Genomic DNA, 24176 nt, shown 5'->3' on the forward strand with positions numbered 1-24176 from the left:
CGATGGACCGGACCGGACTCGAGTGCTTCGTGGCGCTCGCCGAAGAACTGCACTTCAGCCGGGCCGCGGAGCGCTGTCACATCAGCCAGCCGGCGATGAGCCAGCAGATCCTGCGCCTCGAGCGAGCACTCGACGTGCGTCTCGCCCACCGGAACAAGCGCTCGGTCTCCCTCACACGGGCGGGAGAGGTCTTCCTGGCCGAGGCGCGCAAGGTGCTGCGGCAGATGGACGACGCCGCGGCGCTGACCCTGCGAACCGACCGCGGCGAGGTCGGCCAGCTCACGGTCGGCGTCACCTCGCCCGCGCTCTACGTCGTCTACCCGGAGATCGCCGCGCTGTTCCGCCGGCGGCTGCCGAACGTCGGCCTCGTGGTCCGCGAGCTGACCACCGCGGAGCAGGAGCACGCGCTGCGCCGCGGCGACCTCGACGTCGGCGTGGTGCACCCGCCGCTGGACGACCCCGGCCTCGCGGTCGAAGAGATCGGCCGGGCACCGTTCCAGCTCGCGCTCCCGGAAGGCCACCCGCTGACGGCGCACGAGTCGCTGGAACTGGGCGATCTCGAAGGCGAGCAGGTGGTGATCTTCCCGCGGCAGATCGCGCCGCAGCTCTACGACACCGTGTTGCTGCTGTGCCGCGAGGCGGGCTTCAGCCTCAAGATCGCCATGGAGGCCCATCCCGCGCAGTCGATCATCGCGCTGGTCGCAGCCGGGCTCGGTCTCGGGTTCATCGCCTCGGAGACGCAGCGCCTCACCCGCGCCGGCGTGGTCTACCGGCCGATCCGAGGCCCCCGGCCCCAGCTCGGCATCGGCGTCGCCTACCACGCCGACGGGATCGCCCCCGCCGTACGCACGTTCGTCCACGCGGCGCGCGAAGCCGCCGCTTCGATGCGCTGACCGCCGATCTCCGGTTAGCCACTTACCAACTCCTGGCTTCCGTTTGCCAGTTGTTGACCAAGGACGTTCTTCGGAGTTATGGTCTAGACCACAACATCACCCTTCGCTCGCGCACCTCCCCGGCGGCACGCCAGTGCGCCGTTTCGCCGTACCTGCGGCCGGGAAGCGAGCATTCCCCGAAGGAGCTGGTATGAAAGCGAACCGGAAGATCCTCGCCGGACTCGCGGGGGCCGTGCTCGCGCCGGTGCTCGTCCTGGTCAGCCCCGCCGGCATCGCGAGCGCCCACGGGTACGTCAACTCCCCCACCAGCCGTCAGGCGCAGTGCGCGCAGGGCGTGGTCGACTGCGGTGAGATCAAGTACGAACCGCAGAGCGTGGAGGGGCCGAAGGGCCTGCACACCTGCAACGGCGGGCTAGCGCAGTTCGCCGAGCTCAACGACGACTCCAAGCCGTGGCAGGCCGCTTCGGTCGGGAAAACGGTCACGTTCACGTGGACCTTCACCGCGCGCCACAGCACCGCGAGCTACGAGTACTTCATCGGCGACGAGAAGGTCGCGAGCTTCGACGGCCACAACCAGCAGCCGCCGGAAACCGTGACGCACCAGGTGGACCTGAGCGGCCACACCGGCCGCCAGACCGTGCTCGCCGTGTGGAACATCGCGGACACGGCCAACGCGTTCTACTCCTGCATCGACCTCCAGGTCGGCTGAACGGAACCGGTGGGGCCCCGACGAGAGCGGGCCCCACCGGTTCCCACCACCCTTCGCCGGGGATTTCCCCGGTGTGTCGACGTTTTCGCCGAACCACGATCCGGAGCGAGGCCGGCGTGCCCGCGAACCCCAGGAGGCGGTTTCCTTGATTTCCCGGCGAGCTCTTCTCGGCGCGTCCGCCGCGGCGGCGACTTTTCCCCTGTGGGGCACCGGAATCGCCTCCGGAGCGACGCCCGACACGGTGAAGGTCGCGTTCGACGACCGCTCCGGCGCCGGCGAAACCCACGCCTACATCACGGGAATCGCGCCGGACGGCAGGGTGGTGATCCTCAAGGCCGACGGCACGCCGTACTACCCGCCGTCGCCCTCGGCGGACCGGACGCCACTCGCCGAGGACTGCGCCATCCCGGTGAAATCGCTGCCGCAGGTGAGCGTGCCGAAGATGGCGGGGGCGCGGATCTACGTGGTGACCGACGCCAAGCTCGACTTCTTCGTCAACCGCGGCCCCGCGCTGGTGCACCCGAGCTTCGTGAACACGGCGGACCCGAACCACGGCCGCGACTGGTCGTTCTGCGAGTTCACCTTCAACGACGCGGTGCTGTTCGCCAACATCAGCTACGTCGACTTCGTCGCGATCCCGATGGGCCTGCATCTGCGGACGACCGGTTCGGGCGACCAGACCGTGCCCGGGCTGCCCGCCCGCTCGCTCGACCCGATCTGCGACGCGCTCAAGGCCCAGGGCGGTGCGTGGGCCGAGCTCGTGGACGCGGGCGCCGACGGCCGTCCGCTGCGCGCGTTGTCCGCGCAGCACCGCGCCGACCGGTTCGCGGGATACCTCGACGGCTACCTCGACTCCGTCTGGCAGAAGTACGCGGGCACCGACCTCACCGTCGACTCGCAGATCCCGGACCTGGGCAAGTTCACCGGCCGCGTCGGCGGCGACGGCGTGCTGGCGTTCACCAACGGCGAGCGCTTCGCCAAGCCGGTCACCGCCGACGTGTGGAGCTGCGACAGCGGCCCGTTCGCACTGAAGGACGGCGACAGCGCCGCACGCAAGGCCATCGTCCCCCGGCTGGCGGCCGCACTGAACCGCACGACACTGCTCGACAACCCGAACCAGCCGGACGGCGAAGACCCCGCGAAGTTCTACACCGCGGCCGAGACCAACCACTACGCCCGCATCGTCCACAGCCGCCTGCCGGACAACCGCGGCTACGCCTTCCCGTACGACGACGTCTCCCCCGGCCCGGACTTCAGCGGCGCCGTGCAGGCGGGTGACCCGGACACGCTCACCATCACGATCAACGCGCTTCGCTGACCCGACCCAGAACTGTACTGTATGGTACAGACTGGAGGCGGGCACCGGCCCGCCGGAGGGACGGGGCCGAGCCGATGTCACGCACCGATTTCCTGGTCACCACCGAGTGGCTGGCCGCACACCTGCACGATGCGGACGTCCGGGTCGTCGACATCCGCGGCTCCGTGCCGCCGCTGCCCGGCCAAGGCGCGGAGACCTCTTCACCGGGGCCGGCCGGCCTCGGCTACGAGAGCTCGGCCGACGAGTACGCGGCCGGTCACGTGCCCGGCGCGGTGTTCCTCGACTGGACGCGCGACATCGTCGACCCGGACGACGCCGTGCCCGTGCAGGTGGCGACCGAGCGGCAGTTCGCCGACGCGATGGCCCGGTCCGGGATCGGCGACGAGCACCTCGTGGTGGCCTACGACACCCACCCGGCGTCGACCTTCGCCACGCGGTTGTGGTGGGCGCTGCGCTACTACGGCCACCGGCGCGTGGTCGTGCTCGACGGCGGTTTCACCCAGTGGCAGCGGGAAAACCGGGCCGTCGACACGACCGTGCCGCAGCACCCGCGCGCGGCGTTCACCCCGCGCACCCGCCCGGAACTGCGGGCCACGGCCGAGGACGTGCTGGCCGCGCTGGACAAGCCGGAGATCCAGCTCGTCGACGCCCGCGACCCGGGCCAGTACACCGGCGAGATCGCCCGCCCCGGCAACCGGTCCGGGCACATCCCCGGCGCCGTGAACGTGCCGCGCGAAGACCTCGTGGACCTCACCACCGGCACCTGGCGCTCGGCGGCCGAGCTGAAGGACCTCTTCGCCGCGGCCGAGCTCGACCCGGACCGGCCGCTCGTGGCCTACTGCAACGGCGGCGTCGCGGCCTCGAGCGTCCTCTTCGGACTCGCCATCGCCGGTTACCCGCTCGGGACCAACTACGACGGCTCGTGGAACGAGTGGAGCGCCCGCGCCGAACTGCCCGTCGAAACCGCCTGAGGGAGGAACCCGTGGTCACCGAAGTCGCCACTCTCACCGCGCCGCCCGGCGGCGAAGACGAGCTGGGTCGCGCCATCGCCTCGGGCGTGCCCTACCTGCGTGAGCACCCGGACTGCCTGTCGGCCACGGTCAGCCGCTGCGTGGAGGAACCCGGCCGCTTCACCGTGGCGGTGGACTGGACGTCGGTCGAGGCGCACGAGCGGGGGTTCCGCTCCAGCCCGCTGTTCAGGCAGTGGATCGGCTCGATCGCGGGCAAATTCGACCCCGCGTCGCTCGACACCCGCCACTACGAGAGCTATCCCGCGTAGATGCGCCCCGAACCGACGACGAGCCGCGGCCGCCGCACGCGCGAGAAGATCGTGACCACCGCCGCGCGGCTGATGCACGAGCGCGGCATCGGCGGCACGCCGCTGGAGGACGTGCTCGCCGAGAGCGGCACCGGCAAGTCCCAGCTGTACCACTACTTCGGCGGCAAGCAGGACCTCGCCGTCGCCGTGCTGGAGCACCAGCTGGAGCGGGTACTGGCCGCGCAACCTTCGCTGCACGACGAGGAGTGCACCGACCTGCGCCGCTGGCGTGACGAGGTGCTCGCCGCGGCCGACGAGAGCGGCTACGGCAACTGCCCGCTCGGCGCCTTCGTCGGCCAGGTCGACGACGACGCCGAGCTGCGCACCACCCTCGCGCGTCTCTTCGACCGCTGGCAGGAGGCGATCACCACGCTGGTCCGCCGCGCGCAGGCGGCGGGCGAGATCCCCGCGGACACCTCCGCGGAGCACCTCGCCCTGACGCTGCTCACCGCCCAGCAGGGCGGCACCGCGCTGTCCCACCTGCACGGCTCGCCCGAAGCCCTGGCGTGCTCCCTCGACGACGTGCTCGCGCGCGTCAGCCGGTGAGGTCGCCTTCGGCGGCGTTCTTCGCCGCGTAGAAGGCCAGCTTGTCCTCGTCGACCTCCACGCCCAGGCCCGGGCCGGTCGGCACGCGCAGACGGCCGGCCTCGAGGTGCAGCGGCTGGACGATGTCGTCGACGTGCAGGTAGTACATGCTGTCGATCGCGCGCGAGAGCACCGGCGTGCTGGCGACCACGGCGAGGTGCGCGGCCGTCGCGATGCCGAGCTCACCACCGCTGTGCAGGTTCATGCCGAGTCCGAACGTCTCGCAGTGCGCCGCGAGTGCCTTCGTCGCCGCGATGCCGCCCCACTTGTAGACGTCGCCGTGGATCACGTCCACCGCGCCGAGGCGCACCGCGGGGGCGAACTCCTCGAACCGCACCACGCACATGTTGGTGCACAAGGGGATCCGCACCTTGGCCCGGACCTGGCTCATCCCCTCGATGCCCACGCACGGGTCTTCGAGGTACTCCAGGTCGAGCTCCTCCAGCGCCAGCCCCGCGCGGATCGAGTCGGGCACGGACCACGCGGCGTTCGGATCCACGCGCAGCTGGACGTCCGGCAGCGCGCGCCGCAGCTCCCGCATGATCTCGACGTCGCCGAACACGTCGGTGGTGCCCTTGAGCTTCACGGCCGTGAAGCCGCCCTCGGCCACGACCTTCGCCGCGTGCTCGGCGATCCCCTGCGCCAGCTCGCGGCCCTGCGCGCCGGGCGCGTCGGAGCGGGTCACGAGCGCGGTGATCGGCACCTCCTCGCGCACCGGGCCGCCGAGCAGGTCGGTCACGCGCTGGCCGGTGGCCTTGCCCATCACGTCCCAGCACGCGACGTCCAGCGCCGCCAGCGCCGCGTAGCCGAGGTAGCCGTGGAAGAAGGGCACCATGTGGTGTCGCCGGTGGAACGCCTCAAGCGCGAACGGGCTCTGGCCCACCAGCTCCGCGCCGAGCTGGCGCGTGAGCTCAGCGACCGGCCGGCCCCACATCGTCTCGCCCCAGCCCTCCACGCCGGTGTCGGTGCGCAGGCGCACGACCGTGCGGGTCTCCCCCGTCTTGGTCTCGAACGAGCTGGTGAACGGGTTGGTCAACGGCAGGTTCACGACCTGCACGTCGACGTCGGTGATCTTCATGCCTCCCCTTCGGTGTGTGCGTGTTCGCGGGTGGCCCCCGCGAAAGCGCGGATCGCGGCCGCCAGGGCCGCCACCCGCCGGTCGAGCAGGTTGGCACCGCGGTCGGCGGTGGCCGCCGTGGCGTCGTCGGTGGAGCCGCCGACGCGGGCCCACTCGCCGTGGCGCTCGACCGTCAGCCCCGGGTACGGCGGCCGGTCGAACAACGGCGGTGGGGTCACGTCCGGCCGCGACGCGGGTTCGCGCACGAGGTCCGGCTTCGCGGCGAGCATCAGCGACGTCTCGAACAGCCCGGCGTGGCCCGGCGACGTGGCTTCGCCGAGTGACCAGTACGAGCACGCGGCGAGCGCGACGTCGGCCTGCAGCGCGTACTGCTTCACGGCCAGGCGCATGATCTCGTCGTTGCCACCGTGGCCGTTGACCACGAACACCCGCCGGAACCCGCTGCGCACGAGCGAATCGAGCACGTCGGCGAGCACGGCCTGCAGCGTCGCGGCCGAGAGCGACACGGCCGCGGCGAACAGGTGGTGCGGGCTGTGGCCGAACGGCAGCGCGGGCAGCCGCACGACCTCCGGGTCGCCGCCCAGGCGGGCGAGCGCGCCGTCGACCACGGCCTCGGCCAGCATCGTGTCGGTGCCCATCGGCAGGTGGCCCGCGTGCTGCTCCTGCGAGCCGATCGGCAGCAACGCGATGGCCGACGGCGCGGCCTCGCGCACCTCCCGCCAGGTCATCCGCGTCAGTTCGGGCATGTGGGCTCCCCTCGTCGGGCCGGGCGTGGCATCGTGACCGCATGAATTCCGGCGAACGGCCCGCACTGCGGCTGGTCCCGGCCCCGGCCCCCGAGCCGCCAGCGCCGCCGCACAACACAGCGCCGCTGCTCGGCGCCGTCGAGCTGGTGCCCGGGCGCGTCCGCGCCGCGTTGCTCGACCTCGCGGGCACGGTCCGCTGGCAGGCCGAGGCGACGTACCCGCACGGCACGGCCGACCCCGGCGAGATCGACGCCGCGCTCGCCTCGGCGGTGCGCTTCCCCAGCCCGCCGGCCGGGGTCGGGATCGCCGCCGCGGGCCTGGTCGACGCGCCCGCGGGCGTGATCATCGAGGTCAACGAGGTGCCCGCGCTGCACGGCTACCCGGTCGCCGACGTCGTGACCCGGCTCGTGGGTGTCCCGGTGCACGTGGAGCACCGCGCCCGCGTGCAGGTGCTGGGCGATCGCTGGTTCGGCCCGGGCCGCGGGCGCACGACGTTCGCGTCCGTGTCCACCGGCGAGGTCCTGGGCGTCGGCATCCTCTACGACGGCGAGGTGCTCGCCCCGCCCGGCGGACGCAGCGGGGCGCACATGACGGTGGCCGCCAGCGGCCTGCCCTGCACCTGCGGCGCGCGCGGCTGCTGGAAAACCGTCGCGACCACGTCGTGGCTGCGCGCCGAAGCCGAACGGCGTGGCCTGGCCGCCCGCAGCGTCCACGAGCTGGCCGGCGACCCGCTGCTCGACGAGTACGCCGGCAACATCGCCCTCGGCCTCGTCAACATCCAGCAGCTGTTCGCACCCGGCCTCTTCATCCTGCACGGAGAAGCGTCCGAAGGCGGCGAAGCGTTCCGGTCCCGCATCGAGCACCGGCTGCGCGAGGACTCGTCGTGGGCCACCGGCGCGGAGCCCCCGCAGGTGCTGGTCGACACCGGCCCGGCCGACGACATCGTGCTGCTCGGCAGCGCGGGCCTGGTGCTGTCGCGGCACTGAGCTCACGTCGGCCACCTCACGACGCGGCCCATCGCCGGGCCCGCCGCGGATCCGGGTCCGGCACCGCGTCGAGCAAGGTCCGCGTGTAGTCGTGCTCCGGCGCCGAGAAGAGCCGCTGTTTCGACGCGAGCTCCACGATCCGGCCCGCGCGCATCACCGCCACCCGGTCGGCGATCTGTTGCACCACCGCGAGGTTGTGCGACACGAACACGTACGTCAGCTGCAGCCGCGACTGCAGCTCGGCGAGCAGGTCGAGCACCTGCGCCTGCACGGAGACGTCCAGGGCGCTCGTCGGCTCGTCCAGCACGACCAGCCGCGGTTCGAGGGCGAGCGCGCGGGCGATGGAGATGCGCTGGCGCTGCCCGCCGGAGAACTCGTGCGGGTAGCGGTCCTGCACCTCCGGCGCGAGGCCGACGGCGTCGAGCAGCTCACCGACTCGCGCCCGCAACCGCGTGCGACCACGCCGGCCGCGCAGGCTGCGCTCGTGCGTGACCAGCGGTTCGCCGACGATCTCGGTGACACGCAGGCGCGGGTTCATGCTGGAGTACGGATCCTGCAGCACCACCTGCATCTCGCGGCGCACCTTGCGCAGGCGGGCCGCCGGCAGGGTCGCCAGGTCGGCGCCGTCGAAGCGGACGCTGCCCGCCGTCGGCTCGGCCAGGCGCAACAGCAACCGGGTCAGCGTCGTCTTGCCGGACCCCGATTCGCCGACCACGGCGAGCGTCTCGCCGGTGACCACGTCGAGGTCGACGTCGTCGACGGCGGCCACCGCGCCGTAGTCCTTGCGCAGGCCCCGGATCTCGACCAGGTTCGTCATACCCGCTCCAGCTTCGGTGTGGCGCGCAGCAGCTCGCGCGTGTAGTCCTCTTGCGGTGTCTCGAACACCGGCAGCACGGCGCCGGTCTCCACCACGCGGCCCGAGCGCATCACCACGACCCGGTCCGCGACCTCGGCCACCACGCCCAGGTCGTGGGTGATCAGCACGATCGCCATGCCGTGGCGGCGCTGCAGCTCCACCAGCAGCTCGAGGATCTGCGCCTGCACGGTCACGTCGAGCGCGGTCGTCGGCTCGTCGGCCACCAGCACCCGCGGCCGGCCGACCAGCGCCATCGCGATCATCACGCGCTGGCGCAGCCCGCCCGAAAGCTGGTGCGGGTACTGGGCCGCACGCCGTTCCGCGTCCGGGATCCCCGCTTCGCGCAACGCTTCGACCGCGGCCGCCGCGGCCTGCGCGCGGGAGGCGTGGCCGTGGCGTCGCACGACTTCCGCCACCTGCGCACCCACCCGTTTGACCGGGTTGAGGCTCGTCATCGGGTCCTGGAAGACCATGGCGACGTCGTTGCCGCGAATGCCACGGAGGTCCTTTTCGGACAGTCGCAGCACATCGCGTCCGTCGAGCAGCACCTCGCCCTCGTAGACGCACGGTGGTTCGGGGTTCAGCCGCAGCAGCGACAGGGCCGTGGCCGTCTTTCCGCTGCCCGACTCCCCCACGACCGCGAGCGTCTCGCCCTCGTCCACGGCGAAGCTCACCCCGTCGACGGCGGTCACCGTGCCGGTGTCGAGCCGGAACTCGACCCGCAGGTCCTTGATCTCCACGAGGCTCATGAGCGGTACGCCTTCGGGTCCGCGACGTCGCGCAGGACGTCTCCGGTGATGTTGACGGCCAGTGCGGTGATCATCAGCGCGATGCCGGGGAACACGGCCACCCACCACGACGTGCCCAGGTACAGCTGGCCGTCGCTGAGCATGCCGCCCCACGTGACGGTCTGCTTCGGCACGCCGAGGCCCAGGTAGCTCAGCGACGCCTCGGCCACGATCGCCGCGGCCACGTGCAGCGTGCCGATGGTGGCGAGCGGCGCCATCACGTTGGGCAGCAGGTGGCGGCGCATGATCGCGAGGTCGGTGACGCCGATCGCCCGTGCCTCCGTGACGAACTCCCTGGTGCGCAGGGAAAGCACCTCGGAGCGGATCACGCGGGCGTAGGAGACCCAGCCCGTGAAGCCCAGCACCAGCACCACGTACCACAGGCCGGAGCCGAGGAACCCGACGATCGCGAGCGCGAGCAGGATCGGCGGGAACGCGAGCTGGATGTCGGCCAGACGCATGAGGATCCGGTCGAACCAGCCGCCGAGGAACCCGGCCACGAGCCCGATCACCGCGCCGACGATGCCGGCGAGCAACGCCGCGCACGCGCCCACCAGCAAGGAGATCCGTGCGCCGTAACAGAGCCGCGAAAGGATGTCGCGCCCGAGCTGGTCGGTGCCGAGCAGGTGGCTCGCGTCGCCACCCGACTCCCACGCGGGCGGGTGCAGGCGCACCAGCAGGTCCTGCGCGCCCGGGTCGTACGGCGCGATCAGCGGCGCGAACACCGCGACCAGCACCATGAGCACGAGCACGGCCACGGCGACCGAGCCGAGGCGGTTGCGCAGCACGGCACGCACGGCACTCGGCCGCGCGGATCGAACAGCGGCGACAGCGGTGATGGCGGTCATGAGGTCACCCGCACCCTCGGGTCGAGAATCGTGTAGGACAGGTCCACCAGCAGGTTCACGATCACGAACGTGGCCGCGAAGAACAGCACCGCCGCCTGCACGAGCGGGAAGTCGCGGTTCTGGATCGCCTCGACCGTGAGCCGGCCGAGGCCGGGCCACGAGAACACCTGCTCGGTGAGGATCGCGCCGCCCAGCAGCGAGCCGACTTCGAGGCCGACGACCGTGACCACGGGCAGCGCGGCGTTGCGCATGCCGTGGCCGAGCACGATCCCGCCGGTGCCCAGGCCCTTGGCTTTCGCGGTGCGGATGAAGTCGGAACCGAGCACGTCGATCAGCGACGAGCGCAGCAGCCGCGCGATCACCGCCACCGAGTACACGGCGAGCGTGACGGCGGGCAGGATCAGGTGCTCGATGCCGCCGTAGCCCGACGCGGGCAGGATCTTCAGCTGCACGGCGAAGATCAGGATGAGCAGGATCCCGACCCAGAAGGCCGGGGTGGACTGGCCGACCAGGACACCGGCCATCACGCCGGAGTCGCCGGCACGGCCGCGGCGCATCGCGGCGAACGTGCCCGCTGGCACCGCGAGGGCGAGCGCGACCAGCAGCGCGGCCCCGGCCAGCTCCAGTGTCGCCGGGACGCGGGAGAACAGCACGTCGGTCACCGGCTGGTCGTAGACGAGCGAGGTGCCGAGCTGAAGCCGCGGCAGGCCGGCGAGGTAGTCGAGGTACTGCGTGATCAGCGGCCGGTCGAGCCCGAGGCTCGCCCGCAACGTCGCCTCCTGCGCCGCGGTGGCGTCCGGCGGCAGGATCAGCTTCACCGGGTCGCCGGAGAGCCGCACGAGCAGGAACGCCGCCGTGGCCACGAAGAACAGCACCACGATCGCCGTGAGCACCTTCGTCACGACCACACGCAGCACGCCGGCGCCGGCTCGCGCGGGCGGCCGGGTCGCGGTCGTGACCGGCGCCGTCACGGGGTCACCTTCGCCGAGGCCATGGCGAGCACGCCGACGACACCGGGGTGCCAGGTGGGCCGTGTGTTGACCGCGTAGATGTTGTCGATCTGGTAGAGGAACACGAACGGCGCCTCCTGCTTGAGAAGTGACTGCAAGGACGTGAACGCTTTCTGCCGGTCGGCGGGGGCGAGGGAGAGCTCCTCGGCGTCGATGAGCCGATCGGCTTCGGCGTTGTGCCAGCGGCTCTGGCGCCGGTCGTGGCGCACGTTGGACTGCACGAGGCTCTCGGCGTCGAGCGTCCAGCCGGTGCTGGCGGCGAGGTAGATCGGGCCGAGCGCGCCGCGGTTGTTCGACGTCAGCCGGCTCGTGTAGGTGCCCGAGTCCATCAGGTCGACCCGGGCCCGGACACCGACCTTCGCCAGCAGCCCGGAGATGGCTTCGGCGACGTTGGAATCGGCCGTGAGGGCGGTGATCGAGGTGTCGAACCCGTTCGGGAACCCGGCCTCGGCCAGCAGGCGCTTGGCCTCGCCGAGGTCACGCGTGTACGGCGTGATCGACGGGTCGAAGCCGAACGACTCGCGCGGGAACATCGTCGGCACCTCGCGGGCCTTGCCGTCGAGCACCGCCTTGATCAGCAGCGGCACGTCGACGGCGTGGTTGAGCGCCTGGCGCACCCGCACGTCACGCAGCGGACCCTGCGTGGTGTCGAGCGAGAGGTACGAGGTGCGGATGCCCGGGAAGTTGCGGATCTCGACGCCCGGGTACCCCTGGATCTGCAGCGCCGCGTCCGGGGTCAGGCCGGCGACGATGTCCACCTCGTTGCTCTGCAGGGAGGCGAGCGAGGACGACGCGTCGGGCATCGGCAGGAACACCAGCTCGTCGTAAGCCGGTTTGCCGCCCCAGTACTCGGGGTTCGCGCGCATCCGCATCTGGTGGTCGCGCTGGAACTCCTCGAAGGTGAACGGCCCGGTACCCACCGGGTGCTTCGCGAAGCCCGCCGAACCGACCTGTTTCAGGTACTTCGGCGGCACGGCGACGCCGCCGAACAGCGAGACCTTCGCGGGGATGATCGGGTCCGACTGGCTGCAGCGCAGGTCGACCGTGAGCGGGTCGACGACCACGGCCTGCTTCACGTAGCGCAGCTCGACGATCGGCGACTTCGTGGCCGGGTCGAGCAGCCGGTTGATGCTGAAGGCCACGGCCTGGGCGTCACACGGCTCGCCGTTGTGGAACTTCACGCCGGGCCGGAGCTTGAAGCGCCAGGTCAGCGGGTCGGGCGAGGACCACGACAGGGCCAGCCCGGGCTTGAGCTGGTTGTCCGGACCGCGCGTGGTGAGCGTGTCGAACATGTTGATCAGCACGTTCATGGAGGTCAGGTCGCCCTGTTTCTGGGGATCCAGGGTTTTCGGGTCCGAGGTCTGGGCCACGCGCAGCACGGTGCCGGGGGTGCCGGCGGCGCTGCCGCACGCGGTGAGCAGACCCGGCAGCGCGAGTGCGGGCAGCGCGAGGCCACCGAGCCGGAGGGCGTCGCGGCGGGACAAGCGGGGACGCGGAGGGGCCACGGGGTGCCGGCTCCTTTCGATGTTTCGTGAAGTGAAAGACCGTTCCGTCAGATGGAATGCGATTGCGCTAAGGTAGGCGCCGTGACCAAGGCTGTCAACGACTCGGCGAACAGTTCCCGCGGCGCGGTGGACAAAGCGCTGGAAGTGCTGGCGACACTCGCGCTCCCCGGTGGGCCACACCGGCTCGCCGACGTCGCGAGGGCCTGCGACCTGCCGAAACCCACCGCGCACCGGATGCTGCAGACGTTCGCGGACGCCGGTTTCGCCGCGGCGACGGGCGGTGGCCAGTACGACGTCGGGCCGCGACTGCTCGGGCTCTCGGCCGCCGTGCTCGCCGGCAGCCGCGCCACCCGGTCCGCCCGGACCGTGCTCGCCGACCTGCGGCGGCGGACCGGGCACACGGTGCACTACGCGGTGCGCCACGGCGACCGGGCGGTGTACGTGGAGAAGCTCGAGCCGGAGCAGGCGTACCGGCTGAACACACGTCCGGGCGGCGAGGTGCCGCTGTACTGCACGGGCGTCGGCCGGGCGATCCTGTCGCGGTTGCCGGAGGCCGAGGTCGCCGCGGTGCTCGCCGGACCGTTGAAGGCGTGGACCGCGAAGACGCTCACCGATCCGGCGGCGATCCGGACCTCCCTGGCCACTGTGGACAGTCTCGGCTACGTGGTCGACGACGAGCAGTACGAAGGGCACGTGCGGTGCGTGGCCGCGCCGGTCGTCGATGCCGAAGGGGTGATCGCGGGCGCGGTCAGCGTGTCGGGGCTGACGTTCACGCTGCAACCGGAGGCGTTCGCGGCGCTCGGCCCGCTGGTGGCCGAGGCGGCGAACCGGATTTCGGCGAAGCTGGGACCGGTCGGCCTGCAGGCGGTGTCCGATGAGGACTGAGCTGCGAGATCTTCTTGCCACCACGACGGGCTTGTACTCGGCCGCGGCGTGGTCGGTCGGCACCGCGGACGAGGTGCTCGACCGCGGGGTGCTCGGCACGCGCTGGCACGGCGGTCCGGCGGCGACCGAGGACAGCCGGTGGGACCTCGCGTCGGTGACGAAGCCGGTCGTCGGGATCGTGGTGGTGGCGTTGGCCGAACGGGGGCTGCTCGGCCTCGACGACCCGCTCCCCCGGCACCTGCCGGCGTATGCGGGCGGCGACAAAGCCGCGATCACCGTGCGGCAGCTGCTCGCGCACACGTCCGGGCTGCCGGGCGGAACTCCGCTCTACCGCGAGCATCCGACGCGGGAAGCGCTGCTGGAGGCGATCCGGACCGGCCCGTTGCGGTCCTCGCCCGGCACGCGGGTCGAGTACTCGTCGCAGGGGTTCATCCTGCTCGGGCTGATCGCCGAGGCCGCGGGTGATGCGCCGCTCGACCGTCTCGTGGCGGAGCTCGTCACGCGACCGTCCGGGCTCACGGCCACCGGTTTCGGTCCCGCCGAGGGGTTTCTGGCCGACGCGGTGGCCACTGAGGACTGTCCGTGGCGCGGCCGGGTCGTGTGTGGACAGGTGCACGACGAGAACGCCGTGGTGCTGGGGGGAGTCTGCGGGCACGCCGGCTTGTTCGCCACGCTCGGCGACGTCGAACGCCTCGGGCAGGTGCTCGCCGGCGGCGCGCAGGCGTTGCTCAAACCCGCGTCGCACGCGGAGATGATCGCCTGTCACACCGAAGGTCTCGCGCTGCGCCGCGGGCTCGCGTGGCAGGGTCTCGACGTGCCGGATTCCCCCGTGGGCACCGCCCTGGAGCCCACCGCCTACGGCCACACGGGTTTCACCGGGACCAGCCTGTGGGTCGAGCCGGACCGCGGTCGGTTCTACGTGCTGCTGACCAACCGGGTGCACCCTTCGCGGTCGACGCCGGGGATCGAAAAGGTGCGCCGCGAATTCCACACGCGAGCCGCGGTTCTCTGATCCCACATCTTGGACATCGACCGTTTCGCCACCGAACCTGAAGTCGTTGGCGGAGAACGACATCCGATTTGAGGTGTCCGTTTTGGGGTTTTTCCACCCAACGGCTGGACCACGATCCACTTCCTACTTTCGGCGCTTCTGAGTTTCGGACCCGAATCCGAAACTTCTTCCACGGGCCACTCGGGTTGGCCCTCTGTGCGGAAGGTAGACCGTATGTCCTCGAAACGACTGGCCGTGCTGGCGACAGCAGTGACGGCTTCGTCGATCCTCGTGGCCGCCGGTGGCGCCGCGAGCGCGTCGCCCCAGCAGACCCAGGTGAGCACCGACTCCCTCGGCCGCGTCATCGCCGTCCAGCCCGCGGCTCCCGTCGCCGCCGCCCGCGGCCTCGCGGGGAACGCCGCCGCGGCCGCGCAGTCGCACACCGCGGACCTGGCCCGGCAGTTCGGTCTCGCCGTCGGCGACCTCACGCTCACCAGCGTGCAGTCCCTTCCGGGCGGAAGTGTCGCGCGTCTGCAGCAGAACGTCGGCGGGGTGCCGGTGTACGGCGCGCAGATCGTGCAGGACCTCGACGGCAGCGGCGCGCTCATGGCCGCGCTCGGCAAGACCACGCAGCGCACGCAGGGCGCGTTCCCGGCCGACGCGAAGGGCGCCCAGGACCGCGCGGCCGACGTCGCGCATGCCGCGGTGGCGCAGAAGGACGCCGGCGTGCTGAAGACCGGCACGGAAACCGCGTACTGGTACGACGCGAGCCTGGGTGGCGACGGCGCGAGTGCCACCGCCGTGCCGACGTACTTCGTGCCCGTCAACGGCGTGGACCCCGAGGACAAATGGACGGTCGTCGTCGGCGCCGACACCGGCAAGGTCCTGCAGGTGTGGGGCGAGTCGGAAGCCGCCACGAACCGCGTGGTGTGCGACGCGAAGCGCAAGGTCGTCGACCTCGACATCGCCACGCTGGCCGACCTGCGCTGCGGCGTCGGCACCGCGTTCGGCGTGACCCGCGGTGAGGGCCAGGCCGCGGTCGCGACGGCGGACGTCAACAGTGTCTACGACTTCTTCGGCGACGCACAGAACTTCTACTCCCAGTTCGCCTCGTACGACCTCACCGCCAACATCGGCGCCGACTACCACGACGGCAAGGGCAAGGCCCTGCGAGGCACCGTGCGCATGTGCGAGGTCGAGACCGAATCGGACGGTCGCCGCCACACGCAGTGCCCGTGGGCCAACGCGTTCTGGGAAGGCGAGCAGATGGCCTTCGGCGAGGGCGTGACCACCATGGACATCACCGGGCACGAGCTCACCCACGGCGTCACCCAGCACACCTCGCAGCTCGGCAACGGCTACGCGGGCGCGCTCAACGAGGGCATGTCCGACGTGATGGGCCAGTTCATCGCCATCAAGTCCGGCGACGTCAACGTGCAGGGCGCCAACCGCTGGCTGATGGGCGCGGGCTCGTCGATCGGGCAGGTGCGCGACATGAAGAACCCGCCGAACTCCGGCGAGGGCCCCAGCCCCGATCGCGTCAACGGCCAGTTCTGGGTCGGTGCCAACGGCGACCCCCACATCGACGCCGGCGTCGTCGACAAGACGGACTACCTCATCACCGACGGCGACACCTTCAACGGCCAGACCGTCCACGGCATCGGCGAGGACAAGGCCATCGCGCTGTGGTGGAAGGTCGAGAACCTGCTGCGCCCCACGTCCACCTTCAAGGACCTCGGCACGGCCCTGAACTCCGCCTGCGCCACCAACGCCCGCACCGGCGTCGCCGGCACCACCACGGCCGACTGCACCCAGGTCGCCAACGCGGTGAAGGCCACGCAGCTGAACCTGGCCCCGTAAGGATTTCCCTTCCCGGCCGCTGCCGGCGCCCGCTTTCCGCGGGTGCCGGCGGCGGCCTTTTCGGGTGCGTTTCGCAAACCTGGCCGTCGCCGCCGCCACTGCGATACAAAACACGCCCGAGCGCTTGGGCCACTCGCCCCGGCAGCCACACGACCCCGCCCGCCGCCGCCCGCGTCCTTCGCCTGCCGGCAGCGGCTTTTTCGCGTGCGTGTCGCAAACCTGACGGTCTCCGCCGCCGCGGCGATACAAAACACGCCCGAGCGATTGGGCCACTCGCCCCGGCAGCCACACGACCCCGCCCGCCGCGGCCCGCGTCCTTCGCCTGCCGGCAGCGGCTTTTTCGCGTGCGTGTCGCGAACCTGCCAGCGTTCGGTGCCGCGAGCGGGGACGATGGGGCTGTGTCAGTCTTCCGAGAGCAGCTGCGCCAGGACGGCGGCCTGGCTGATGTCCAGGGCACGGCTCGCGGTGAGCAGCGTGAGCGGGCCTTGTGCGGCGCGGTCGCGCAGGGCCGCCAGGGCGTCGGCGGCCGGGCCGGGTGCGGTGAGCTCCGCGCGGTAGCGGCGGGTGAACTCGGCGAACCGGCCGGGGTCGTGGGCGTACCACTTGCGCAGCTCGGTGCTGGGGGCGACGGCCTGGCACCAGTCGTCGAGGGCGGCCTTCGCCTTGGCCAGGCCGCGCGGCCAGACGCGGTCGACGAGGACGCGGGCGCCGTCGTCGGGGCCGGGCGGGTCGTAGACGCGTGCGATGCGGACCATCGGGTCATTCTCGCCCATCCGGTCGGCCGGCACAGCGTTGTCGAGCACCGCGCTGTCGACTATCGCGGAGCCGGTCGTGGCTAGCTCGCCCGAGCGCAATCGCGTGACGCCGCTGGGCGAGATCGTCGCGATCCCGCTGCGCGGCGCGTGGACGGGCAACCGCGGCATCCTCCACTCCGGACACGAGATCGTGCGCACCCACGCGAGCGACCTGTGGATCACCTGCCGGCTCGAGTTCCGCGGCCGGTGGCGCGAGCAGTGGCTGCCGCACCGGTACACGCACCTGTACTTCCTCGACGAGGCCGTCTCGTTCGCCGCCGGCCACCGCCCGTGCGGGGAGTGCCGGCGCGCGGACTACGTCCGGTACCGCGACGGCTGGGCCGAGGCGCTGGGCGGCGCGCCGCCGTCCGCGCGGGCCATGAACCGGCAGCTGCACGCCGAACGCCTCGCCGGCCGCCGGCGCCGGCTGCACGAGCTGCCGTGGACGGAGCTCCCGGACGGGGTGTTCGTCCTACGCGAAGGCGTGCCCGCGCTGGTCGTGGACGGCGGTCTGACCGACTGGACGACCGCCGGCTACGGCCCGCGCCACACCCTGCCCCGCCGCGGAACGGCCGAGGTCATCACGCCACCCGCGACGATCGCCGTCCTCCGCGGCGGCTACCCGGTCGAGATCGCCACGACGGCCCACCGACCAATGGCACTGAGTGCACTTATCAGTCCACGTCCTCGTCCTGGAAGGCCGCGCCGAGCCGGGCCATGACCTCCGGCAACGGCGTCGCGGTACTCAACACCGCGACCACCGTCGTCTCGGCGCTCGCCGGCCGGAAAGCCTCCCCGACCAGGGCAAACGCCCGCGACGCACTCGCCGCAATGTCGTCCTTGCCCCCACTGCGCAGCCACCGCCGCAGCACGTGGTTGTTCGCCGCCGCGATCGCCGCCGCGGCCACGGCCGCCCGCAGGCTCGCCGTGCCGTCGCCCTGTTCGGCGAACCGCGTCTGCAGATACCGCGCGAGCACACGCTGGTACCGGTCGACGGTCGCGACTTCCTTGTCCCGCAACGAAGCCACGGTCCGCGTGAGCGTGAACCGCTTCAGCGACACATCGAGGTCCGCGGCGTAGTAGTCGAGCACCAGGCTCACCGTCGAACACGCCACCTCGACCGGATCGCGCGACGGGTCGGCGCGTTCGAACGCCTGCTCCATCTCCGTGACGATCTCGTCGTGGTTGGCGAAGAGCACGTCGTCCTTGGTGTCGAAGTACCGGAAGAACGTGCGCCGCCCGACGCCCGCCGCGGCCGCGATCTCGTCGACGGTCGTCGCCTCGTACCCGTTGGCCACGAACAGGTCCACGGCCGCCGAGGACAGCGCGCGGCGCAGCTGCCGTCGGCCGGCGGGCGTCGCCCCGACCCGGGTGGCCGGCGCGCGGCGCTGCGATTCCGTCATGCCCGAAGACGGTAGCAGGCCGCCTTGCTAGTGGCACTGAGTGCCGTTAGACTCTTGGTCGGACCTCGGCCCCCTGTGACCACTCCCCCACGACCGGAAGGCGTCGACGATGAGCCTCGACCAGCAGCTCCAGCCGACCGAGCTCGCGCCGGCAGAGCACGCCCACGAGCGGTTCGACGCCTACTACGGCCGCCTCTTCGGCTGGTCGGTGCGCTGGCACGGCAGCCGGCTGTTCCTCGCGCTCGAAAACGGCCTGTGCGCCGTGACCCTGCCGAAGCTCGCCGCCGGCCCGGTGCTGCGCCACCTCGCCGACACCGGGTGCCGGGGCCCCGTTCTCGTCCTGCCCACGCAGCACGGCCCGCGGGTCGCCATCCTCGCCGAGACCGACGGCCTGATCCCCCCGCGCGCCACCCTGCCCGCCGACGTCGACCTCCTCGACTGCGGCGCCCTCGTCCCCCTGCCGATCGGCCCGCAGGTCCCCGGAATCTCGACGGAGTGGCTGGCCGCCCCCGACCCGCGGCAGCGCTGGCTGCCGAGCCTCAGCGCGGTGCTGGCCGGGGTCCGCATCCGCCACTGAGTTCGGTGCGCAGCACGGTGGGCGGATGCCCCCGGGACTCGGCCCGGTGAGGATTCGGACACCCCGTGCGCGGAAAGCGTCAGCGGCTGGCCGCGAGCCGTCCCCCGAGGACCGTCGCGGCGTGGTCCACGAGGTCGTCCAGACCGGCGACGAGCGTCTCGATCTCGGCCCACCGGCGGCGGTCGCGGTCGGCGTCGGGCGCCAGCGCGGTGTCGACGAGCAGCAGGAGCGTGTCGATCTCGTAGGCGAGGTCGGCGAGCTTCAGGAACGGCACGTGGTCCGGCGGCGAACCGGCCGCCGCCCGCGCGCACGCGGCGTGCCCCATCGAACGGCAGACAGCCTGCAACCTGGCCCGGATCTCCTCCTTGCGGGCCCCCGCCCGCGGGACGCCGGTGCGGATGTTCCAGGCCACCGAGAGAAGGCAGTGGCCGGCGTCGTCGAGGGAGGTGTTCATCACCGGGCGAGTCTGGTCCAGCCACGCGGACGGCGGGCCCGCTCAGCCGTTCGACACGCGAAGGCCACCGGATCGGGTGAACACCGCCGTGACCAGGCGACATCGACGTCCTTTGTGGACTCTTCCGGCCGGATCGTGAGCATCAGGTGCACCCACGGCGCCTGCGAGGGAGTCTTCTCAGTCGCGGCGCCAGTCGTTCGGCGTCGGCGACGAGGACGGCGCCTGAGCAGGCCTTCCCGGGTCCGGTGTGACTCGGGTCCCTCGGTCGGTGTCACCGAGTGGTGCGAAGTTACCATCGGGTCATGGATGACTTCGCGGTCCAGCTGAAGCGGAGGGGACTGCGGAACACGGCCCAGCGCCGGGCGGTGCTCGGGGCGGTGCGGGACCACCCGCACACCACGGCCGCCGAGATCGCGGCGGCCGTCGAGGCCGGCGCGGGCGGGCTGTCGCGGCAAGGGCTCTACAACGTGCTGGACGACCTCGTGGGCGTCGGCTTGCTGCGCACGCTCGAACCGGCCGGCTCGCCCGCGCGCTTCGAGCTCGACCGGCACGACAACCACCACCACTTGGTGTGCCGCGGGTGTGGCCGGATCGAGGACGTGCCGTGCGCCGTGGGCTCGGCGTCGTGCCTGCAGCCGTCGTCGGCGCCGGGGTTCACGATCGACGAGGCCGAGGTCACGTGGTGGGGCCTGTGCGCCGAGTGCGCGGCCCGGGCCTAGTCCTGCGACGGGCCTAGTCCTGCGACGGGCTCAGTCCTGCTCCGGGTTCGGCTCGGGAGTGGCGGCCTCCGGGGAGGCCGTCTCGCGGGTTGTGGTCTCGGGAGTCGCCGTCTCGTCGACGGTCAGGGTGAGCAGGCGGATCATCGCCTCCACCGGCAGCCTGCTCTCGTCCGCGTGATCGAGAAACGACAACACGCGCAACCCCTCAGGCGTGAGCGCCGAGGTGTCGTCGCCGATCTGCGCGCTCGCCGCTTCGAGGGTGCCGAGACCGGCGTTGTGGTGGGCGTCGCGGACGGCGTTGCGCAGCACGGCTAGTTCGGCCGGCGACGGCCCGCGTTTCTCTTCGCGCAGCCGTTGGACGATTCGCACCACCTGAGGTGACCTCGCCGCCACGGACTGGCGGGCCGCGAACGACGCCACCATCCGCGGGGTCGAGCGCGTCTCCTGCGGGGACGCCGGAATCACGGGTGTGGCGGCACCTTCCACGCGCAGGCTGTCGAGCGCCGCGGCCCGGCGTTGTTCACTTTCGCGCAGGCGCGCGAGCGGATCTTTACGCCGGGACGCCGCGAATGTCCGGGCCTCATCACGCGCGCGCTGCCCCGCCTCGGTGACGCGCGGGCGCCGCCGGCCCGTGCCCTCGGCCGCGGCCTGGCGGCGGTTGTTCTCGAACCACGCCTCGAACGACTGCCCGCGCCGCGGCGGCTCGTGGACCTCGGTCATCGCGGCCTGCGCCGCGTCGTTGAACCAGCCTTCGAGCCGCGAGCGCAGGAAGCCGCCGGGGCGTTCGCCGGACTGGCGGGGGCGCTGGCGTGTGCCGTCGGGCAGCGTGCTGAGCGCGATCAGCAGCGCGTCGGGGCAGTAGCCGCTGCTGTACCAGAACTCGAGCTGACGCTCGACGTCCTCACGCTCGTCGCGCGTCAGCGTCTCCGTCACCCAGCCCATGCGCCGGAACAGGACACCGGTCGCCTGCGCGCGTTCGTGCTCGTCGCTCGGGATCACCGTCGACGGCCACGCGCGGTCCGACATCCGCACCATCCGCCACCTCCTGCACCGACGGTACGACGCCCGCGTTCGCGCCCTTCACCCGACACGCCGCCACCGTGTTGGCCGCCACGATCACCGCGATCGCCGTCCATGCCGGCGCGTCGAGCCGCTGGTGGAGCACCACTTCGCCGACCACCGCGGCCAGCACCGGGTTCACGCTCATGAAGACCCCGAAGAACCGCGCCGGGACCCGCCGCAGCGCCAGCAGGTCGGCGAGGAAGGGCAGCGCCGACGACAGCACCCCCGCGGCGAGCGCCGCGCCGAGTGCCGCCGGGGTGGGGCGGTGGTGGCAAAACACCACGATTCCCACGGGCAGGTACAGCAGGCTGGAGACGCCCGCCGCGGCGGCGGAGCCCTGCACGCCCGGCAGGCGGCGGCCGACGGTGCGGTTGAGCAGGATGTAGCAGGCCCAGCAGAGGGCGGCGACCAGCGCGAGCGCGACGCCGACGTAATCCGTGCTGGGCCGCGGCCGGGTGAGGATTCCGACCGCCGCGGCGGCGGCAATCGCACACGCCAGGTCCGTTCGGCGACGCGAGCCGGCCAGCGCGACGGCGAGCGGGCCGAGGAACTCCAGCGTCACGGCCAGCCCGAGGCCGATGCGGTCGACGGCGGAGTACAGCGAGAGGTTCATCGTCGCGAACACCGCCGCGAGCCCGAGGACCGGACGCCACTGGCGGGCGGTGAACGACCGCAACCGCGGGCGTCCCACCGCGAGCAGCAGCACGGCGGCCACCCATTGGCGCACAGCCACCACGCCGGCGGGCCCGAGCACGGGGAACGCCAGCGCCGCGGTGGCCGCGCCGAGCTGGTTCGCGGTCGCGCCGCCGAACATCAACGCCACGCCGGTGCGGTTGTCCTGGGTCATGCCGGCGAGCCTGCGGCACGGCGGTGCATGCGCAAAATGCATTCATCGCGGCACGCATACGCTGGAGTCATGGATCTGGAGCTGCGGCACCTGCGGTGCCTGGTGGCGATCGTGGACACGGGAACGTTCACGGACGCGGCAATCGAGCTCGGAGTCTCCCAAGCCGCGGTGTCGCGCACACTTCTTTCGCTGGAATCCGCACTCGGCGTGCGACTTCTCCACCGCACGAGCCGCAGCGTCACCCCGACGACGGCCGGCGTGCAGGTGCTCGCCCGCGCCCGGCATCTGCTGGCCGAGGCCGAGGACCTCGTGCGCGAGGCCACCACGGGGCACACCCGGCTGCGCGTCGGCCACGCGTGGTCCGCGATGGGCCGCCACACGGCCGAGTTCCAGCGCCGCTGGGCCGATCGCCACCCCGATGTCGAGCTCCTGCTCGTCCGCACCAACACGGCGACGGGCGGGCTGGCCGAGGGACTGTGCGACCTCGCCGTGGTGCGCACGGCCGTGGACACCCGCAAGTACGCGCACGCGACCGTCGGCCACGAGGCCCGCTACTGCGCCATGGCCACCGACGACCCGCTGGCGCGCCGCCGCACCGTCACGCTCGCCGATCTGAGCCCACGCGTCCTGGTGATCGACCGCCGCACCGGCACCACGACCACCGACCTGTGGCCACCGGCGGAGCGCCCGCGCGTGGAGCCCACCCACGAGATCGACGACTGGCTGGCCGCCATCGCCACCGGCCGCTGCGTCGGCGTCACGCCGCACTCCACCGTGACCCAGTACCGCCGCGACGGCATCGCCTACCGCCGAGTGCGCGACGCGGCCCCCGTCCCGGTGCGGCTGATCTGGCACGGCCACGACCCGCATCCGGCCACGCACGCCGCGGTGGCGCTGCTGGGCGAGCTCTACCGGGCCCGCTGAAACCACCACAGTGGACGGTCACCCCTTCGGGCGTAAGAACCGCGCAGGGGCAGACATCACCGGCTTCGCGCGGGATGCTCCATTTCGGACAAACGCGAACAGGAGGGGGCGTTTCATGAGGAATCTCCGCTTCCGGGCCGCCTTGCTGGCGGCGCCGCTGGTGGCCGCGAGCCTGCTCGTCGCGCCGGCCCCGGCGTCCGCCGTCACCGATCTCGACTGCGGGTTCTTCGCGTGCAGCTGGGTGTTCAGCAAGAGCGCCACGAAGCTGATCTCCGAAGGCGCGCCCGCGATCCGCGTCTGCAAGAACATCCCGACGCCCGGCAACCTCGCGTGCGGCGTCGCGCTCGGCGCATTGGTCGTGACCGCGAAGAAGGCCCGCAGCGAGGGCAAGTGCGCGAAGATCACCTGGACCAAGACCCCGGCACCGCCCCTGGGTACGTGGTGGCCGTCGGTCGAGGGTGGCAAGCGCTGCAAGTAGGTTCCCTCCGGCCGTCGGGGTGGGAACCCCCGCCGGCCGGGGAGGTGCGGGGCCGTCCCGTCCACTGTGGACGCGTGGACGGCCCCGCGAAACATTTCCGGGGGCGGGCGAGGTCGTTCGCCGGGCGAATTATCACCGTTGACGCCGTCGCGCGAAGTCGGTCATGATGTGGTGGTACACCACCAACCGAGGAGTGACGAGAATGTTCGGCGGCGAAGAGCGCAAGGCTTGTCCGGGGTGCTTCGGCATCGCGGGCGATGCTCGGCGCCTGCCCTACGCTGCCGAGACACCAGGCTCCACGCCGTGACGCACTCAGAGTGCGTCGCAGCAGGGAGCCGCCCGTCGGGAGACCGATCAGGGCGGCTTTTTCGTTCTCCGTGACGTTTTCGTGACATTTTCGGCGCCATTTTCCGACCCCGATTTCCGATCCCCCTTTCCGACCACGTGCCCGAACGGCCAGGGAACCGCCTGCAAAGCGGGTCAAACCGGTTCGACTCCGGTCGCGGTCTCCACCCGAGCGAAAACCGAAAAGGAGGTGCCCG

27 protein-coding genes and 1 tRNA gene are annotated in these 24176 nt (G+C 72.0%); 16 read left to right on the plus strand and 12 right to left on the minus strand.

What is annotated here, in order from left to right; translation table 11 throughout:
- The first annotated feature begins 2 nt into the window (after positions 1 to 2).
- The 6 genes from AB0K15_RS05905 to AB0K15_RS05930 all read left to right on the plus strand — a co-directional run bounded on the left by AB0K15_RS05905 (position 3) and on the right by AB0K15_RS05930 (position 4784).
- Entirely contained in the window at positions 3 to 893 is an 891-nt protein-coding gene (locus AB0K15_RS05905; RefSeq protein ID WP_364046038.1) for a LysR family transcriptional regulator, read from the plus strand.
- Between the two features lie 190 nt (positions 894 to 1083).
- Entirely contained in the window at positions 1084 to 1602 is a 519-nt protein-coding gene (locus AB0K15_RS05910; protein WP_364046040.1) for a lytic polysaccharide monooxygenase auxiliary activity family 9 protein, read from the plus strand.
- 145 nt (positions 1603 to 1747) lie between these two features.
- Positions 1748 to 2920, plus strand: coding sequence for a glycoside hydrolase family 64 protein (locus AB0K15_RS05915; RefSeq protein WP_364046042.1), 1173 nt, complete (start codon positions 1748 to 1750; stop codon positions 2918 to 2920).
- A gap of 74 nt (positions 2921 to 2994) precedes the next feature.
- Entirely contained in the window at positions 2995 to 3891 is an 897-nt protein-coding gene (locus tag AB0K15_RS05920) for a sulfurtransferase (protein WP_364046044.1), read from the plus strand.
- A gap of 11 nt (positions 3892 to 3902) precedes the next feature.
- Entirely contained in the window at positions 3903 to 4199 is a 297-nt protein-coding gene (locus tag AB0K15_RS05925) for an antibiotic biosynthesis monooxygenase family protein (RefSeq protein ID WP_364046046.1), read from the plus strand.
- Complete coding sequence (locus AB0K15_RS05930) at positions 4200 to 4784, plus strand: TetR/AcrR family transcriptional regulator (protein WP_364046048.1); 585 nt, start codon at positions 4200 to 4202, stop codon at positions 4782 to 4784.
- Here the strand turns inward: AB0K15_RS05930 and AB0K15_RS05935 are convergent.
- Both AB0K15_RS05935 and AB0K15_RS05940 read right to left on the minus strand, forming a co-directional pair.
- The gene (locus AB0K15_RS05935) at positions 4774 to 5901 is read right to left on the minus strand and encodes an enolase C-terminal domain-like protein (RefSeq protein ID WP_364046050.1); all 1128 of its coding nucleotides are present in this window, start codon (positions 5899 to 5901) and stop codon (positions 4774 to 4776) included. The two genes, AB0K15_RS05930 and AB0K15_RS05935, sit on opposite strands and share 11 nt — an antisense overlap.
- Positions 5898 to 6647 carry a creatininase family protein gene (locus tag AB0K15_RS05940; protein WP_364046052.1) on the minus strand — a complete coding sequence of 250 codons (750 nt, stop codon included), beginning with the start codon at positions 6645 to 6647 and terminating at the stop codon, positions 5898 to 5900. Before AB0K15_RS05940 ends, AB0K15_RS05935 begins: the two co-directional genes overlap by 4 nt.
- 41 nt (positions 6648 to 6688) lie before the next feature.
- On the opposite strand from AB0K15_RS05940, the gene AB0K15_RS05945 reads away from it, so the two are divergent.
- Positions 6689 to 7633, plus strand: coding sequence for an ROK family protein (locus AB0K15_RS05945; protein WP_364046054.1), 945 nt, complete (start codon positions 6689 to 6691; stop codon positions 7631 to 7633).
- A gap of 16 nt (positions 7634 to 7649) precedes the next feature.
- On the opposite strand, the gene AB0K15_RS05950 is transcribed toward AB0K15_RS05945, so the two are convergent.
- Genes AB0K15_RS05950 through AB0K15_RS05970 form a run of 5 tightly spaced genes read right to left on the minus strand, consistent with a single transcriptional unit; the run spans position 7650 to position 12640 of the window.
- Positions 7650 to 8450 (minus strand): ATP-binding cassette domain-containing protein, encoded by an 801-nt coding sequence (locus tag AB0K15_RS05950; protein WP_364046056.1) that lies wholly within the window; start codon positions 8448 to 8450, stop codon positions 7650 to 7652.
- Positions 8447 to 9238 carry an ABC transporter ATP-binding protein gene (locus tag AB0K15_RS05955; RefSeq protein ID WP_364046058.1) on the minus strand — a complete coding sequence of 264 codons (792 nt, stop codon included), beginning with the start codon at positions 9236 to 9238 and terminating at the stop codon, positions 8447 to 8449. The genes AB0K15_RS05950 and AB0K15_RS05955 overlap by 4 nt, the downstream gene beginning before the upstream one ends.
- Positions 9235 to 10125: an ABC transporter permease gene (locus AB0K15_RS05960; RefSeq protein ID WP_364046060.1), complete on the minus strand. Its 891-nt coding sequence runs from the start codon at positions 10123 to 10125 to the stop codon at positions 9235 to 9237. The genes AB0K15_RS05955 and AB0K15_RS05960 overlap by 4 nt, the downstream gene beginning before the upstream one ends.
- Positions 10122 to 11096, minus strand: a complete 975-nt coding sequence (locus tag AB0K15_RS05965) for an ABC transporter permease (RefSeq protein WP_364046062.1) — start codon at positions 11094 to 11096, stop codon at positions 10122 to 10124. The genes AB0K15_RS05960 and AB0K15_RS05965 overlap by 4 nt, the downstream gene beginning before the upstream one ends.
- Complete coding sequence (locus tag AB0K15_RS05970) at positions 11093 to 12640, minus strand: ABC transporter substrate-binding protein (RefSeq protein WP_364046064.1); 1548 nt, start codon at positions 12638 to 12640, stop codon at positions 11093 to 11095. Before AB0K15_RS05970 ends, AB0K15_RS05965 begins: the two co-directional genes overlap by 4 nt.
- A gap of 81 nt (positions 12641 to 12721) precedes the next feature.
- Here AB0K15_RS05970 and AB0K15_RS05975 point away from each other — a divergent pair, with 81 nt between their 5' ends.
- The 3 genes from AB0K15_RS05975 (at position 12722) to AB0K15_RS05985 (ending at position 16376) form a co-directional block, all read left to right on the plus strand.
- The gene (locus AB0K15_RS05975) at positions 12722 to 13525 is read left to right on the plus strand and encodes an IclR family transcriptional regulator (protein WP_364046066.1); all 804 of its coding nucleotides are present in this window, start codon (positions 12722 to 12724) and stop codon (positions 13523 to 13525) included.
- Positions 13515 to 14537 carry a serine hydrolase domain-containing protein gene (locus AB0K15_RS05980; protein ID WP_364046068.1) on the plus strand — a complete coding sequence of 341 codons (1023 nt, stop codon included), beginning with the start codon at positions 13515 to 13517 and terminating at the stop codon, positions 14535 to 14537. The genes AB0K15_RS05975 and AB0K15_RS05980 overlap by 11 nt, the downstream gene beginning before the upstream one ends.
- Before the next feature lie 213 nt (positions 14538 to 14750).
- Positions 14751 to 16376: a M4 family metallopeptidase gene (locus AB0K15_RS05985; protein ID WP_364046070.1), complete on the plus strand. Its 1626-nt coding sequence runs from the start codon at positions 14751 to 14753 to the stop codon at positions 16374 to 16376.
- 401 nt (positions 16377 to 16777) lie between these two features.
- Here the strand turns inward: AB0K15_RS05985 and AB0K15_RS05990 are convergent, their stop codons facing one another.
- A complete protein-coding gene (locus AB0K15_RS05990) occupies positions 16778 to 17131 on the minus strand; it encodes a DUF488 family protein (RefSeq protein ID WP_364046072.1) in 354 nt (117 codons plus the stop codon).
- Between the two features lie 76 nt (positions 17132 to 17207).
- Between AB0K15_RS05990 and AB0K15_RS05995 the strand changes: the two genes are divergently transcribed.
- The gene (locus AB0K15_RS05995) at positions 17208 to 17891 is read left to right on the plus strand and encodes a hypothetical protein (protein ID WP_364046074.1); all 684 of its coding nucleotides are present in this window, start codon (positions 17208 to 17210) and stop codon (positions 17889 to 17891) included.
- Here AB0K15_RS05995 and AB0K15_RS06000 read toward each other — a convergent pair.
- Complete coding sequence (locus AB0K15_RS06000) at positions 17845 to 18573, minus strand: TetR family transcriptional regulator (protein ID WP_364046076.1); 729 nt, start codon at positions 18571 to 18573, stop codon at positions 17845 to 17847. The two genes, AB0K15_RS05995 and AB0K15_RS06000, sit on opposite strands and share 47 nt — an antisense overlap.
- 109 nt (positions 18574 to 18682) lie before the next feature.
- Here AB0K15_RS06000 and AB0K15_RS06005 point away from each other — a divergent pair, with 109 nt between their 5' ends.
- Complete coding sequence (locus AB0K15_RS06005; RefSeq protein WP_364046078.1) at positions 18683 to 19150, plus strand: hypothetical protein; 468 nt, start codon at positions 18683 to 18685, stop codon at positions 19148 to 19150.
- A gap of 79 nt (positions 19151 to 19229) precedes the next feature.
- Here AB0K15_RS06005 and AB0K15_RS06010 read toward each other — a convergent pair whose 3' ends face one another.
- A complete protein-coding gene (locus AB0K15_RS06010; protein WP_364046080.1) occupies positions 19230 to 19604 on the minus strand; it encodes a hypothetical protein in 375 nt (124 codons plus the stop codon).
- 302 nt (positions 19605 to 19906) lie between these two features.
- On the opposite strand from AB0K15_RS06010, the gene AB0K15_RS06015 reads away from it, so the two are divergent.
- Positions 19907 to 20323, plus strand: a complete 417-nt coding sequence (locus tag AB0K15_RS06015) for a Fur family transcriptional regulator (RefSeq protein ID WP_364046082.1) — start codon at positions 19907 to 19909, stop codon at positions 20321 to 20323.
- A gap of 30 nt (positions 20324 to 20353) precedes the next feature.
- Here AB0K15_RS06015 and AB0K15_RS06020 read toward each other — a convergent pair whose 3' ends face one another.
- Complete coding sequence (locus tag AB0K15_RS06020; protein ID WP_364046084.1) at positions 20354 to 21265, minus strand: hypothetical protein; 912 nt, start codon at positions 21263 to 21265, stop codon at positions 20354 to 20356.
- Positions 21225 to 22232 (minus strand): EamA family transporter, encoded by a 1008-nt coding sequence (locus AB0K15_RS06025; RefSeq protein WP_364046086.1) that lies wholly within the window; start codon positions 22230 to 22232, stop codon positions 21225 to 21227. Before AB0K15_RS06025 ends, AB0K15_RS06020 begins: the two co-directional genes overlap by 41 nt.
- Before the next feature lie 69 nt (positions 22233 to 22301).
- On the opposite strand from AB0K15_RS06025, the gene AB0K15_RS06030 reads away from it, so the two are divergent.
- The 3 genes from AB0K15_RS06030 (at position 22302) to AB0K15_RS06040 (ending at position 24146) form a co-directional block, all read left to right on the plus strand.
- Positions 22302 to 23156 carry a LysR family transcriptional regulator gene (locus AB0K15_RS06030; protein WP_364046088.1) on the plus strand — a complete coding sequence of 285 codons (855 nt, stop codon included), beginning with the start codon at positions 22302 to 22304 and terminating at the stop codon, positions 23154 to 23156.
- Between the two features lie 115 nt (positions 23157 to 23271).
- Positions 23272 to 23634 (plus strand): hypothetical protein, encoded by a 363-nt coding sequence (locus tag AB0K15_RS06035; protein ID WP_364046090.1) that lies wholly within the window; start codon positions 23272 to 23274, stop codon positions 23632 to 23634.
- A gap of 438 nt (positions 23635 to 24072) precedes the next feature.
- Positions 24073 to 24146 (plus strand) — tRNA-Cys (locus AB0K15_RS06040).
- Positions 24147 to 24176: the final 30 nt, after the last annotated feature.

Source organism: Amycolatopsis sp. NPDC049253 (genome assembly GCF_040678995.1).
Classification (GTDB): domain Bacteria; phylum Actinomycetota; class Actinomycetes; order Mycobacteriales; family Pseudonocardiaceae; genus Amycolatopsis.